This is a genomic window from Synechococcus sp. Tobar12-5m-g, from assembly GCF_024345415.1.
GTDB lineage: Bacteria > Cyanobacteriota > Cyanobacteriia > PCC-6307 > Cyanobiaceae > Regnicoccus.
In genome coordinates this window covers 26,350-39,491 of record NZ_JAGQBB010000004.1, presented here as the reverse complement: position 1 = coordinate 39,491, position 13,142 = coordinate 26,350, and the positions used below count along the sequence as shown (strand labels likewise).

Genomic DNA, 13,142 nt, shown 5'->3' with positions numbered 1-13,142 from the left:
GGGCCAGACACTGGCACTTGCTCCATGGAAGACCAGTGGAGCCGGCCCTGCGAGCGGGTGGTGCAAACCGAAACATCCTCCCCGGATCAACTACCTGCTGTAGTGGGCCTTGGCGTCGTAGAGCACCTCCTCGGTGATCGCAGCCAGGCCCTGGTCCCGGGCGAAGGTCTCGGTGTTCTTCCTCACCTTGCCGCGCACGAAGAAGGGGATCTTGCCGAGGGCCGCCTCCCCGTCGGTGCTCCACACCGGCGCGGCTTTCGCCCCACCATCCAGAGGGGCCAGGGTGGCCGTTGCCAGAGCTGGCTCAGGCGTGGGTGCGGAGCGGGCCGGGGCCCCTTCGGCGAGGTGGCTGCGGTGCCCTTCGACGAACTCGAAGTCCTCCTTGAACATGCCGATCAGGTGCTCCTCCAGGCCCATCATCAGCGGATGCACCCAGGTGTCGAAGATCACGTTGGCCCCTTCCCAGCCCATCTGAGGCGCGTAGCGGGCCGGCACATCCTGAACATGCAGCGGCGCGCTGATCACGGCGCAGGGCAGGCCCAGCCGTTTGGCGCTGTGGCGCTCCATCTGGGTGCCCAGCACCAGTTCGGGAGCGGCTTCGCCCATCGCCTTCTCCACCGCCAGGTAGTCGTCGCTGATCAGGGCCTCCAGGCCCAGCTCCTGGGCGGCGGCCCGCACCTCGCGGGCCAGCTCGCGGCTGTAGGTGCCGAGGCCTACCACCTTGAAGCCCAGCTCCCGGCTGGCGATCCGCGCCGCGGCGATGGCGTGGGTGGCATCGGCAAAAATGAACACCCGCTTGCCGGTGAGGTAGGTGGAATCCACCGAGCGGGAGTACCAGGGCAGCCGGGAGCGCTGGTCGGCCTCCAGGCTGGCTGGAGCCTCCAGATCGAGCAGGGCATGGAGATCCCGGAGGAACTCGGTGGTGGCGCCGATGCCGATCGGCACGGCTCGCAGCACAGGCGTGCCGAAGCTGCGCTCCAGCCAGCTGCAGAGGGGGCCGGCCACTTCCGGATACAGGCAGAGATTCACATCGGCGGCCGGTAGCCGCAGCAGGTCGGCGGGCGCCGCCCCCAGCGGTGCCACCACGTTCACCTCGATGCCGTGGTCACCCAGCAGGCCCCGCAATTCCTTGACGTCGTCCCGGCAGCGGAAGCCCAGCAGGCTGGGGCCCAACAGGTTCACCCGCGGACGACGGCCCTCGGCGCGCCAGCGGGTTGGATCGGGTTTCGGCCTTCCGGGCAGCGGCACCTGCTCCTTGAGCAGGCCACGGCAGAGCTGGTAGAGGGTTTCCGCTGCTCCCCAGTTCTCCTTCTTGGAATAGGCGGGCAGCTCCAGGCTCACCACTGGCACCCCCAGGCCCATGCCGGCGGCCAGGGATCCGGGCTGGTCCTGGATCAGCTCGGCGGTGCAGCTCTCGCCCACCAGCAGGGCTTCGGGCTGGAAGCGATCCACCGCCTGCTGGATCGAGCGCTTCACCAGTTCGGCCGTATCGCCGCCGAGGTCGCGGGCCTGGAAGGTGGTGTAGGTGACGGGGGGGCGCCGGCCGCGACGCTCGATCATCGTGAACAGGAGATCGGCATAGGTGTCGCCCTGGGGAGCGTGGAGCACGTAGTGCACCCCCTCCATCGAGGCGGCGATCCGCATGGCGCCCACATGGGGCGGTCCTTCATAGGTCCAGAGGGTCAGTTCCATTGCAGAAGCTCGCGGCGGTGCAGGGGACGGGCGAAGAGTTCGGCCAGATCGGCGGCCTGGTCGCAGCCGTGGATGGGGCTGAACACCAGCTCGATCGACCACTTGGTGGCGATGCCTTCGGCCTCCAGGGGGTTGGCCAGGCCCAGGCCGCAGACGACCAGATCAGGCCGGCTGGCCCGCACCCTCTCCAGTTGTCGCTCCACATCCTGGCCTTCGCTGAGCTGGGTGCCCGGCGGCAACAGGGCCAGTTCCTCGGTCATCAGTTGCCGATCGAGGTAAGGGGTGCCCACCTCCACCAGCTCCATGCCGCACTCGCGGTGCAGAAAACGGGCCAGGGGAATCTCCAGCTGGGAATCGGGCAGCAGAAACAGCCGTTTCCCCTCCAGCTGGCGGCGCAGGGGCTCAAGGGCCCGCCGACCCCGCTCCACCAGGGGATCCATCACCAAGGCCAGCTGAATCGGGTCGATGTCGAAGGCGGCGGCGGCGGCGGCCATCCAGGCCAGGCTGCCCTCGACCCCCAGGGGGTAGGGACTGGCGATCCGGCGGGCGCCACGGCGCTCCAGGGCGCGCACCGTGTCGCTGAGGAAGGGCTGGGCGAGCAGCAGGCGGGTTCCGGGTCCCACCGGCGGCAGCTCCGTGGACTGGCGGGGCGGCAGGCTGCGGACAGGGCCGATGCCCAGGCGCTCGAACAGGGTGAGGAAGCGCTCTTCCACCCCGTCGGCCAGGGTGCCCACCAAAAGAAGCTGGGGAGCATCGCTGGCCGGCAGCATCGGCACCAGGGCCGTGAGCGCGGCGTCTTCCCCCTGGGTGAAGGTGGTTTCAATGCCGCTGCCGGAGTAGTTCACCACCCGCACCCGGCCAACCATGCGCTGGCTGAGCCGTTCAGCGGCCTTGGCCAGGTCGAGCTTGATCACCTCCGAGGGGCAGGAGCCCACCAGGAACAGGGTGCGGATCTCGGGGCGACGGCCCAGAAGGTCGCCCACGACGCGGTCGAGTTCGTCATTGGCATCGGCCAGGCCGGCCAGGTCGCGCTCCCCCAGGATGGCCGTGCCGAAGCGGGGCTCGGCGAAGATCATCACCCCGGCGGCCGACTGGATCAGGTGGGCGCAGGTCCGACTGCCGACCACCAGGAAGAAGGCGTCGGGCATGCGCCTGTGCAGCCAGACGATCGAGGTGAGGCCGCAGAACACCTCCCGTTGGCCGCTTTCCTTGATCAGCGGCGGCAGGGTGGGCGTGGCGGCCATGGAGAGGGTCGATCAAACTCTTCCTGGCTACTCCCAGCCGCCCCGACGAAGGAATTCCGTCGCCCGGTTTCGCTGTTTCCTTCATATTGCTTCATGGTTCTAAGCAAGGATGAGCACTGCTTATCGAGACCACTACGGACCTTGATGGGAAAGAACACCCAATTGGCTTGACGGCGGGGTACGTCGAAGAGCACTGTTCTCATCGAACCTCCTTTCTCTGTCCCGGAGTCGTCAATGGCGAGTGAAACCATGGGCATTGCCCTCGGCATGATCGAAACGCGCGGCCTGGTGCCTGCCATCGAAGCTGCTGACGCGATGACCAAAGCGGCGGAAGTCCGCCTGATCGGCCGTGAGTTCGTGGGTGGTGGCTACGTCACCGTCCTCGTACGCGGCGAAACGGGCGCCGTCAACGCCGCCGTTCGCGCCGGGGCTGACGCCTGCGAGCGGGTCGGCGACGGCCTCGTGGCTGCCCACATCATTGCCCGTCCCCACAGGGAAGTGGAGCCGGCCCTGACCAGCAGCTTCGGAGTCGGGTCGAAGGACTGAGATCTGACGCGCCCCTGAACCGACGGGCGCCCAGCCCTCCCCTTCCCAACCGATCCACCCACAGATTCTCCCCATGAGCAAGAAATTCGACGCCGGGGTCAAGGAGTACAGGGATACCTACTGGACTCCTGACTACGTTCCCCTGGACACCGACCTGCTGGCCTGCTTCAAGGTCACCGGCCAGGAAGGTGTTCCCCGCGAAGAGGTGGCAGCCGCCGTGGCCGCTGAATCCTCCACCGGCACCTGGTCGGCGGTCTGGTCTGAACTCCTCACCGACCTCGACTTCTACAAGGGCCGCTGCTATCGCATCGAAGACGTTCCAGGCGACAAGGAATCCTTCTACGCCTTCATCGCCTACCCCCTCGACCTGTTCGAGGAGGGCTCGATCACCAACGTGCTCACCTCCCTGGTGGGCAACGTGTTCGGCTTCAAGGCCCTGCGCCACCTGCGCCTGGAAGACATCCGCTTCCCGATGGCCTTCATCAAGACCTGCCCGGGACCGCCGAACGGCATCTGCGTCGAGCGCGACCGGATGAACAAGTACGGCCGTCCCCTGCTCGGTTGCACCATCAAGCCGAAGCTCGGCCTCTCCGGCAAGAACTACGGCCGGGTGGTCTACGAATGCCTCCGCGGCGGTCTCGACTTCACCAAGGACGACGAGAACATCAACTCCCAGCCGTTCCAGCGCTGGCAGAACCGTTTTGAGTTCGTCGCTGAAGCCGTTGAGTCGGCCCAGCAGGAAACCGGGGAGAAGAAGGGGCACTACCTCAACTGCACCGCCGCCACCCCGGAAGAGATGTACGAGCGGGCCGAGTTCGCCAAGGAACTGGGTCAGCCGATCATCATGCACGACTACATCACCGGGGGCTTCACCGCCAACACCGGTCTGTCGAAGTGGTGCCGCAAGAACGGCATGCTGCTGCACATTCACCGCGCCATGCACGCGGTGATCGACCGCCATCCCAAGCACGGCATTCACTTCCGGGTGCTGGCCAAGTGCCTGCGCCTCTCCGGTGGTGACCAGCTCCACACCGGCACCGTGGTGGGCAAGCTCGAAGGTGATCGCCAGACCACCCTGGGCTTCATCGACCAGCTGCGCGAATCCTTCATCCCCGAAGATCGCAGCCGCGGCAACTTCTTCGATCAGGACTGGGGTTCGATGCCCGGCGTCTTCGCCGTGGCTTCCGGCGGCATCCACGTCTGGCACATGCCCGCCCTGGTGGCGATCTTCGGTGACGACTCCGTGCTCCAGTTCGGTGGTGGCACCCACGGCCACCCCTGGGGATCCGCCGCAGGCGCCGCCGCCAACCGCGTCGCCCTCGAAGCCTGCGTCAAGGCCCGCAACGCCGGACGCGAGATCGAGAAGGAAAGCCGCGACATCCTGCTCGAAGCGGCCAAGCACAGCCCTGAGCTGGCGATCGCCCTCGAGACCTGGAAGGAGATCAAGTTCGAGTTCGACACCGTCGACAAGCTTGACGTCAACTGAAGCGTTCCCTGTTCCCCTCCACCCAACCAAGGCCCCCCATGCCCTTCATGAGCACCGTGGGTGACTATCAAACAGTCGCCACCCTGGAGACATTCGGCTTTCTGCCCCCCTTCTCCCAGGACGAGATCTACGACCAGATCGCTTACATCATTGCCCAGGGCTGGAGTCCCCTGGTCGAGCACGTTCATCCCAGCCGCTCCATGGTCACCTATTGGTCGTACTGGAAGCTGCCCTTCTTCGGTGAGAAGGATCTCGGCGTGATCGTCAGCGAACTCGAGGCCTGCCATCGGGCCTACCCCGATCACCATGTCCGGCTCGTCGGCTACGACGCCTACACCCAGAGCCAGGGCTCCTGTTTCGTCGTGTTCGAAGCACGCTGAAGGGAATAGCAGGTCCCGGCATAAGCCGGGACCACCCTTACCTCTGAATTGTTCAGGCCACTTACTCACCGGGCGGATATGGCAACTCAATCCAGTCGCGAAGCGGCCCTTGCACGTCGTTTGGCGCTCTCCACCGCCGGAAAAACGGCTGAGAAGCGTTTTGCCAGCAGTCCCGACCGGGTCCGCAGCGCCTCCGAGGCCCGCCCGACCCGGGCTGCTGCAACCGTCGTCGCATCGGCGCTACCCGTGCCCATGTTGAGCCAGCCCGGTCCTGCCAGCCGCCACCAGGCAAGCAGCCAGCCCCGCAACCGTGCTCCGATTTCCAACCCCAGCCGCGATCTGGTGCTGGCTCGCCGCGAGGCCCTCAGCAAGCGGGGCAAGCGTGCTGACACCAGCAAGGACCGCACCCGCACCGCCCCGGCGCCGGCCAGCCCGGCGGCCACCGCCTTTGAACCGGCCGTTGCAGCTTCGGCCAAAGCCAGCACGACCGAACCAACCCGCGCCTCCAGGCCGTTGTTCAGCGAAGGTTCGGCCCAGCGCCAAGCCACCAAGTCCAACCCGAATCATCGCAACGGGCCGAAGCGTTCCGCCCAGCACAACCCCAGCCGTGCCGTGGTCCTCGCCCGCCGCGAAGCCCAGTCCAAGCACGGCAAGTCGGCCGCCATCAATGGTTCCACCGGCACCGCCGCCGTGGTGCGGCAGACCAATCCCGACATGAGCAGCCGGGATCTGGCCCATCGCATTCGAGATCTGAAAAGCAAGAACGGTGCGGCTGCCGTCGGCGGTTGCACAGGAGTCACCAGGCCGACGGGACCTCGCCGAGGCCCCAGCAAGGTGGCTGGTGCCCAGGACGCCACCTGGAAGGTGGGTGTTGGTGAGACCAGCCGTGGCCAGCTGGTGACCGGCACCCAGGCCACCCGCTCCCTGAAGACCACCGGGAATGAAGCGAGCACCTGTCGGCCGATCACCGGCACCGAATACATGGGCGCCGATATCTTCCGGTCGTTCTGCCAGAGCGAGCCCCAGCCCCTGCAGCCAGCCAAGGTGGCAGTGACGGCCACCAGCCATGGCAACAAAGTCACCGGCAATGAGGTCGGTCGCTCCGAGAAGGTCACCGGTGATGAGCCAGGGACCTGCAAGATCGTCACCGGCACCGAGTATCTCTCCGCGAACCAGTCGGCCGCTTACTGCGGCGTGTCAAGCCCTGCCCCCCGCAAGGTCGGGCTCGGCCAGACCCTGGCCGGCCGGCCCGTCTCCGGCGTGATGGTCGGCCGTTCCGAGAAGGTGACCGGCGACGAGCACGGCGCCGGCCTTCGCACCACCGGCACCCAGTACGTCGGCTCCGATTCCACAGCCACCCCAGGGAAGGCCCCCGCCAAGGTGGGACAGGTGCACACCCTGCGGGGAACGGGCATCACCGGCACCCTCGTCGGCCGCAGCGACAAGGTCACCGGCAATGAGCCCGGCACCTGCCGCCGGGTCACGGGGGATGAATACATCGGCAGCCAGCAGTACGACAATTTCTGCGGTGCCCGCCCTGAAGCCGAGGCCGCCAAGGTGAGCTTCAGCCTAACCAACAAGCAATTGGTGGTCTCCGGCACCAGCACCGGACGCTCGTCCAAGGTCACCGGCGATGAACCCGGCACCTGCAAGGCGGTCACCGGCACCCCCTATGCGGGCCTGGAGCAAGCAGGCGAATGGTGCGCCCCTTCGGCGGTCAACACCATTCGTCAGCGCACCCCGATGGGCCGTGGCACCCCGGGGCCAAGGCTCAGCGGCATTCAGCCGGGCATCGGTGGCGTGATGACGGGCGCCAGCAAGGGGGCCTGCGAACCCCTCACCGGCACCCCCTACGTGGGTGTGGATCAGTACAACGAGGCCTGCGCTGTTGCCCAGAGCCCCGCGGCTGATTTTCCCCAGCCCCTGGAACCCCAGCCCTGGCAACAGTTCAGCGTCCAGTCCCCGGCGAGGGCGGCCCAGCAGCAGCCTGAACGCAGCGGTGCCGTCACCGGCACGCGCTATGAAACCAGCGCCAGGATCACCGGCCCTTTTGACCTGGCCGGTGACAAGGTCACTGGCACCGAGCAGTTCCGTTTTGACCGCCGCGCTCCCCACTACGCCGGTGCGGCCATGAATGTTCCCGCCAAGGCTCCCGTCAGCGTCGATGAAGACAGCCGACCGGTTTCTCGGGTCACCGGTGAAGGCATCTCCGCCGGTCTGCACATCACGGGAGATGACTGGGACCGGGGCAAGCGGGTCACGGGCACCGAAGGGGTCTCGGCCCGTCGCCGCAATCCGACCCGCACCGGCCCGATGCCGGCCATGGCTGGGGTCCAGCCCAAGCGCAACGAAGAGGTGACGAAACCGGTCAGCCGCGTGACCGGCTCCAGCGGCAACACCGACCAGGGTTCCCTGATCACGGTCTCAGGCGGCGCCCGAGGTTGATGGCATCGTTTCCCTTCTCCCCCCTGAGCTGACCTTGCCAATCCCGCGACGCCATGCCACCGGGGATCGGCCCTTGGCGCCAACAGCGCCAAGCCGGCGGCCCCCATCGGACCGGCCGATGGGCCTGTTCCCCGCCGAGATTCCCGGCCTTGCACTCGAAACCCCGGATCACCAGGCCAAGATCGCGCCGGCCCAGCGAAGCGAGCCTGCCAGGGACCGCCCCGTACGCCGTTGGCGGCCGATCACCACGGGACCGAGTCATCCCCTGGCTGACCAGGCCGGCAACGCTCGGTTGCATGACTACGAGTCCTCGGTGAAGGGGGCCTTCGATCGGATCGTCCCCGTGCTGAAACGGCTCTCCGCCCTGCAGCATGACGACCATTTCGTTGCGCAGGCCCAGCGCCATGCCGAAGCTGAGCTCGGGTTTTCCCTGCCCACGGCCATCCTTGAGAAGGCCTGGGTCAGCCAGCTCGACATGCGCACCCTCTTTGCCTGGTGCGTCTTCGAAACCTATGGACAGGTGAGTGAATCGTTCTTTCGTGATGATCCACTCGATTGCCGCGATGGCACCCCCGCCGCCCAGGCCTTCAATGCCTTTCTGCTGGATTGCGGTTTCCATCTGCTTGATGTGACCCCCTGCGCCGATGGCCGCCTGGCCCACACGATCAGCTACGCCCTTCGTCTGCCGTTCAGCTCGGTGCGACGCCGGCCCCATGCCGGAGCGATGTTCGACGTTGAGGACACTGTGGATCGGTGGGTGAAGACCGAGCACCTGCGCTACCGGGAAGGTCGCCCGAACCAGGCCAGTGCGCCCACCCGTTACCTCAAGGTGGTGGTGTACCACTTCAGCTCCGTGGACCCGAGCCATGAAGGCTGCGCGGCGCACCAGTCCAATGACACCCTCGCCGCCTCCAGCGGAATGTCACGGCTGATGGACTTCCAGCAGGCGGTCGAGAACAGCTTCTGCTGCGGGGCCTCCGTGGATCTGCTGCTGATCGGGCTCGACACCGACACCGATGCGATCCGGGTCCATGTGCCCTCCAGGGATGGCACCACGGACCTCGACACCTGGCTCGATGCCGGCGAGGCCCATGCCGCCACCCTGCAGCTGAACCCTGAGGCTGGCCGCCACAAGCTTCGCTCGATGGTGGCGGCGGCAGCTGCCGGCGAACCCGACGAGGGCATGGTGACAATGATCACACGGCTGGTGGAGCACAACATCTCCCAGATCGATTATGTGCGCACCTTCCATGGCGGTGCCTATCCCGACGCCGGCCACGCCGAGCGCTTCATTGGCGTGGGCATCGGTTTCAAGGAAATTCACCTGCGCAATCTCACCTACTTCGCCCACCTCGACACCGTCGAGGAAGGTGCCGCCGATCTTGATGTCGGCGTGAAGATCTTCACCGGACTGAACGTGTCGCGAGGCTTGCCCGTTCCGGTGGTGGTTCGGTTCGACTACCACGGCAGTGTGCCCGGCGCGAGGGAGCGGGCCATTCAGCACGGCCGTCGCGCCGAAGCCGCCCTCCGCAGCCGCTACGGGGAGCTTTGCCGGGAGGGCCTGCTCCACACCCTGCTCACGGTGCGGGACCGAGACCAGCATGCCCCTGCCGAGGCCGTAGGGTCATCCATCAACCTCGACGCGGCAGGGGGGCATTGAGATGTTGATCTGCAAGGTCGTCAAGCCGCTCGTTTCCACCAATCGGATCCCGGGCTTCGAGCACAAGCACCTCCAGGTCGTGCTTGATGGCAGCTCCCAGAAAGTGGCGGTGGATGCGGTGGGTTGCATCCCTGGGGATTGGGTGATCTGCGTGGGAAGTTCAGCGGCCCGCGAGGCGGCCGGCAGCAAGTCCTACCCCAGCGATCTCACCATCGTGGGGATCATCGACCATTGGGATCCCGAAAGCGGCAATGCACCCGAGGGCCGAGCCTGATGGAGATCATGCAGGTGACGGGTTCCCTGGTCTGCAGCCAACGGGTGGATGGTCTGCGCCATTGCAATCTGCGGGTGCTGCGTTCCAACAAGGGAAAATTCAGTGTCGCGGTGGATCCGGTCGGCGCCTCTCCAGGCAACTGGGTGTTCACCGCCAGTGGCTCGGCAGCACGGTTTGCCTCCGGCGATCCCGACCTCCAGACCGACCTCACCATCGGTGGGATCATTGATTTCTGGGATCCAGATGGCTGAATCCCCCCGGCTTCAAGCCCTCCCCTCGCTGCTTCCCTCCACCTGATCCCGTCCATTCGATTCCGCCTCCATGGCCACTCCCACGCCCCGACAACCCTCCTCCCGTCGCACCACCGCCAGTCGGAGCGTGAGCAGCACCACGGCCAAAGCATTGCCAGCGGCTGCGGCCGCCCCAGCCACCCCCGCCGTCCCAGACACCCCGGAGACCCAGGATCCTCCGGCCACTCCTCCTTCCACTCCAGCCGAGCAGGGCTCCAGGCCCAGCAAGCCCCCGTCCCCAAGATCCCCCCAACCCACCCCAACGAAACCCGCCATGGCCTCTCTTCCTCACGGCATCGCCCTCGGCATGATCGAGACCCGCGGCCTTGTCCCCGCCATCGAGGCGGCTGACGCCATGACCAAAGCCGCCGAAGTCACCCTGGTGTCCCGCGAATTCGTGGGAGGCGGCTATGTCACCGTCATGGTGCGCGGCGAAACCGGAGCGGTGAATGCGGCCGTTCGGGCTGGAGCCGATGCCTGTGAGCGGGTTGGCGACGGCCTGGTCGCAGCCCACATCATCGCCCGTCCCCATGTCGAAGTGGAGCCCGTTCTTGTCCCCAGCGGTGCTGACCGGAGGAGTTGAGCGTGGTGGTCGGTGTTCATCCACGGGTGCTGGGCTACCTGGGCAGGGCCCTCACCCTTGAATACTCCGCGGTGCAGCAGTACATGACCCAGACCTCCCTGGTCGCCCTGTGGGGTCAGGCTGAGGCTGCCGATCGGTTCCGGCGTGAAACCGTAGAAGAGCTGCGGCATGCCGAGCGGATCATCGAGCGCATGCTCACGCTGGGGGTAGCCCCTGCCGCCTCCCAGTTGCGGCCGGTGTGGACCGGGTCCGATCTGTATCAGCTTCTCCATCAAGACCTCGAACTTGAGGAGGATCTGGTTCTGCTCTACGACGAAGCGGCGCGCTTCTGCACGGTCGTGCGTGATGAGTCGAATGGCTCCTTTTTTCGTGACCTGTGTGAGGAGGAGCGGCAGCATGGCGAAGATCTGAAGGAATGGCTTGGGCAGATCGACCGCAATGGCCTGGGGGGAGTGGATCAGAGAGCCACCTTTTAATGATGGTGACGTTTCGCTTCATCGTTTGAACCGATCCGGCCGACCCATCGGCCACGACGGCTGGAGCCGGCGCAGGCATCGCCCCGAGCCTTTAGCAGAGGTTCTGCTGGAGAGATGACAATGAACAGACCCGGATACCCAAATGCGGCGATCGATCGACCCATCCAGTTGACCCGTTGCGGTCGGCTCTGACCTTGGCGTTGCCCATGCCCCACTCCATCCAGATGGTCTGGCTGATCCCGCTCTACGGGTTCGGCAGCGTCGTGCTCTCCCTGCCGTGGGCGGCCGGATGGATCAGGCGCAACGGCCCCCGGCCGGCGGCCTACCTCAACCTGCTCGGCACCCTGTTGGCGGTGGTGCACAGCAGCCTGATCCTGCAGCAGGTGTGGCAGCTGGGGCCCCAGCACCTTGAGTTTGCCTGGTTCCGCGCCGCCGATCTGGACCTGCGCATCGGCTTCGACCTTTCGCTCACGAACCTGGCGGCGCTCGAGCTGGTCACCGGGATGAGCCTGCTGGGCCAGGTGTACGCCCTCGGCTACCTGGACAAGGAATGGTCGCTGGCCCGTTTCTATGCCCTGGTTGGCTTCTTCGAGGGAGCCCTGGCAGGAGTGGTGCTGAGCAGCAGCCTGTTCATGAGCTATTTCCTGCTGGAGATGCTCACCCTCTCCACCTACCTCCTGGTGGGCTTCTGGTATGCCCAGCCCCTGGTGGTGACCGCCGCCCGCGACGCCTTTCTCACCAAGCGGGTGGGTGATGTGCTTCTGCTGATGGGCATGGTGGCGCTCTCGGCCTGGGCGGGCTCAATGGAGTTCAAGGACCTTTACGTCTGGGCTGCCGAGGCCGACGCCAGTGGTGCGTTCTCGCCCATGGCCGGGACGCTGCTGGGCCTGGGGCTGATCGCCGGTCCGATGGGCAAATGTGCCCAGTTCCCCATGCACCTGTGGCTGGATGAGGCGATGGAGGGGCCGAATCCAGCCTCGATTCTGCGCAACTCGGTGGTCGTCACCGCCGGCGCCCTGGTGCTGCTGAAGGTGATGCCGCTGCTGCGCTTATCGCCCCTGGCCGTCAACGTGCTGCTGGTTGTGGGCACCATCAGCGCCGTGGCTGGGGCCCTGGTGGCCATCGCCCAGGTGGACATCAAGCGGGCCTTCTCCTACTCCACCACCTCCTACCTGGGTCTGGTGTTCATCGCCATCGCCCTGCAGCAACCGGGGATTGCCCTGCTGCTGCTGTTCGCCCACGGACTGGCCAAGGCGCTGCTCTTCATGAGCGTGGGCAGCGTGATCGCCACCACGAACTGCCAGGACCTCACCGAACTGGGAGGCATGGGGTCGCGCATGCCGGCCACCACCACGGCCTACCTGGTGGCCGGCGCCGGACTGGTGGGCCTGCTACCCCTGGGCTGTTTCTGGAGCTTCGGCCTGATGGTGGAGGGGCTGGGCTCCAGGGCCCCGTTCTTCGCCGCCGTGGTGCTCCTCACCAACGTCCTGACGGCGTTCAACCTCACGCGCGTGTACCGCCAGGTTTTCCTCGGCCCGGCCAAGCCGAAAACCAAGCGTGCTCCAGAAGTGAACTGGCTCATGGCCCTGCCGATGGTGATCCTCACTGTGCTGGTGGCCTTGATGCCGGCCCTGATGGCCCGGCTTGATCCCGTGCCCGGCCTGGCGTCCTTCTCCCGGATCACCGCCATCGCCGTTTGCGCCAGCGGCCTGGTCGGGGTGACCGCCGGCGCCCTTGTGGGGCTGGACACGTTCTGGTCGCGATCGATGCTCCAGCCGTTGAGAGCGCTGCGGGACCTGCTCGCCTTCGACTTCTACACCGAGAAGATTTACCGGGTGACGATCGTGGCGGCGGTGGCGGGACTGGCCCGGCTGACCGTCTGGTTCGACCGTACGCTCGTCAACGGTCTGGTGAACGGCATCGGGCGGCTGTCTCTTGCCAGCGCCGAGGGTCTGAAGCTTGTGGTTAGCGGCCAGCTGCAGAGCTATGTGCTCACGGTTGTTGCGGCGATCGTGCTGCTGCTGGCCTCGCTGCAGTGGTTACCCCTGCAGTGGTTCAACAGATGA

At 66.3% G+C, this 13,142-nt stretch carries 12 protein-coding genes; 10 read left to right on the top strand and 2 right to left on the bottom strand.

Annotated elements, in window-relative coordinates; translation table 11 throughout:
- Positions 1 to 90: 90 nt before the first annotated feature.
- Positions 91 to 1,692, bottom strand: a complete 1,602-nt coding sequence (locus tag KBY66_RS03960; RefSeq protein ID WP_255087888.1) for a ferredoxin:protochlorophyllide reductase (ATP-dependent) subunit B — start codon at positions 1,690 to 1,692, stop codon at positions 91 to 93.
- Positions 1,683 to 2,936: a ferredoxin:protochlorophyllide reductase (ATP-dependent) subunit N gene (locus KBY66_RS03955; protein ID WP_255087886.1), complete on the bottom strand. Its 1,254-nt coding sequence runs from the start codon at positions 2,934 to 2,936 to the stop codon at positions 1,683 to 1,685. The genes KBY66_RS03960 and KBY66_RS03955 overlap by 10 nt, the downstream gene beginning before the upstream one ends.
- A 234-nt stretch (positions 2,937 to 3,170) precedes the next feature.
- On the opposite strand from KBY66_RS03955, the gene KBY66_RS03950 reads away from it, so the two are divergent.
- From KBY66_RS03950 to KBY66_RS03900, 10 genes are all read left to right on the top strand, one after another.
- Positions 3,171 to 3,482 carry a BMC domain-containing protein gene (locus tag KBY66_RS03950; protein ID WP_255087884.1) on the top strand — a complete coding sequence of 104 codons (312 nt, stop codon included), beginning with the start codon at positions 3,171 to 3,173 and terminating at the stop codon, positions 3,480 to 3,482.
- Positions 3,483 to 3,555: 73 nt separating this feature from the next.
- Complete coding sequence (locus tag KBY66_RS03945) at positions 3,556 to 4,968, top strand: form I ribulose bisphosphate carboxylase large subunit (RefSeq protein ID WP_255087882.1); 1,413 nt, start codon at positions 3,556 to 3,558, stop codon at positions 4,966 to 4,968.
- A 38-nt stretch (positions 4,969 to 5,006) separates the two neighbouring features.
- The gene (locus KBY66_RS03940) at positions 5,007 to 5,348 is read left to right on the top strand and encodes a ribulose bisphosphate carboxylase small subunit (protein ID WP_255087880.1); all 342 of its coding nucleotides are present in this window, start codon (positions 5,007 to 5,009) and stop codon (positions 5,346 to 5,348) included.
- Positions 5,349 to 5,426: 78 nt separating this feature from the next.
- The gene (locus KBY66_RS03935; RefSeq protein WP_255087879.1) at positions 5,427 to 7,793 is read left to right on the top strand and encodes a CsoS2 family carboxysome shell protein; all 2,367 of its coding nucleotides are present in this window, start codon (positions 5,427 to 5,429) and stop codon (positions 7,791 to 7,793) included.
- Between the two features lie 118 nt (positions 7,794 to 7,911).
- A complete protein-coding gene (locus KBY66_RS03930; RefSeq protein WP_255087877.1) occupies positions 7,912 to 9,453 on the top strand; it encodes a carboxysome shell carbonic anhydrase in 1,542 nt (513 codons plus the stop codon).
- 1 nt (position 9,454) lies between these two features.
- Positions 9,455 to 9,727 carry a carboxysome peptide A gene (locus tag KBY66_RS03925; protein ID WP_255087876.1) on the top strand — a complete coding sequence of 91 codons (273 nt, stop codon included), beginning with the start codon at positions 9,455 to 9,457 and terminating at the stop codon, positions 9,725 to 9,727.
- Complete coding sequence (locus KBY66_RS03920) at positions 9,727 to 9,978, top strand: carboxysome peptide B (protein WP_255087875.1); 252 nt, start codon at positions 9,727 to 9,729, stop codon at positions 9,976 to 9,978. The genes KBY66_RS03925 and KBY66_RS03920 overlap by 1 nt, the downstream gene beginning before the upstream one ends.
- Positions 9,979 to 10,048: 70 nt before the next feature.
- Positions 10,049 to 10,600 carry a BMC domain-containing protein gene (locus tag KBY66_RS15680; RefSeq protein ID WP_315855475.1) on the top strand — a complete coding sequence of 184 codons (552 nt, stop codon included), beginning with the start codon at positions 10,049 to 10,051 and terminating at the stop codon, positions 10,598 to 10,600.
- Between the two features lie 2 nt (positions 10,601 to 10,602).
- Positions 10,603 to 11,076: a bacterioferritin gene (locus KBY66_RS03905; protein ID WP_315855478.1), complete on the top strand. Its 474-nt coding sequence runs from the start codon at positions 10,603 to 10,605 to the stop codon at positions 11,074 to 11,076.
- A gap of 206 nt (positions 11,077 to 11,282) precedes the next feature.
- Complete coding sequence (locus KBY66_RS03900; protein ID WP_255087872.1) at positions 11,283 to 13,142, top strand: NAD(P)H-quinone oxidoreductase subunit F; 1,860 nt, start codon at positions 11,283 to 11,285, stop codon at positions 13,140 to 13,142.

Bases quoted from the DNA above. Each gene is read 5' to 3' on its own strand.
- KBY66_RS15680 (WP_315855475.1), top strand. From the start codon at position 10,049: ATGGCCACTCCCACGCCCCGACAACCCTCCTCCCGTCGCACCACCGCC.
- KBY66_RS03920 (WP_255087875.1), top strand. From the start codon at position 9,727: ATGGAGATCATGCAGGTGACGGGTTCCCTGGTCTGCAGCCAACGGGTG.
- KBY66_RS03950 (WP_255087884.1), top strand. From the start codon at position 3,171: ATGGCGAGTGAAACCATGGGCATTGCCCTCGGCATGATCGAAACGCGC.
- KBY66_RS03900 (WP_255087872.1), top strand. From the start codon at position 11,283: ATGCCCCACTCCATCCAGATGGTCTGGCTGATCCCGCTCTACGGGTTC.
- KBY66_RS03945 (WP_255087882.1), top strand. From the start codon at position 3,556: ATGAGCAAGAAATTCGACGCCGGGGTCAAGGAGTACAGGGATACCTAC.
- KBY66_RS03935 (WP_255087879.1), top strand. From the start codon at position 5,427: ATGGCAACTCAATCCAGTCGCGAAGCGGCCCTTGCACGTCGTTTGGCG.
- KBY66_RS03925 (WP_255087876.1), top strand. From the start codon at position 9,455: ATGTTGATCTGCAAGGTCGTCAAGCCGCTCGTTTCCACCAATCGGATC.
- KBY66_RS03940 (WP_255087880.1), top strand. From the start codon at position 5,007: ATGCCCTTCATGAGCACCGTGGGTGACTATCAAACAGTCGCCACCCTG.
- KBY66_RS03930 (WP_255087877.1), top strand. From the start codon at position 7,912: ATGGGCCTGTTCCCCGCCGAGATTCCCGGCCTTGCACTCGAAACCCCG.
- KBY66_RS03955 (WP_255087886.1), bottom strand. From the start codon at position 2,936: ATGGCCGCCACGCCCACCCTGCCGCCGCTGATCAAGGAAAGCGGCCAA.
- KBY66_RS03960 (WP_255087888.1), bottom strand. From the start codon at position 1,692: ATGGAACTGACCCTCTGGACCTATGAAGGACCGCCCCATGTGGGCGCC.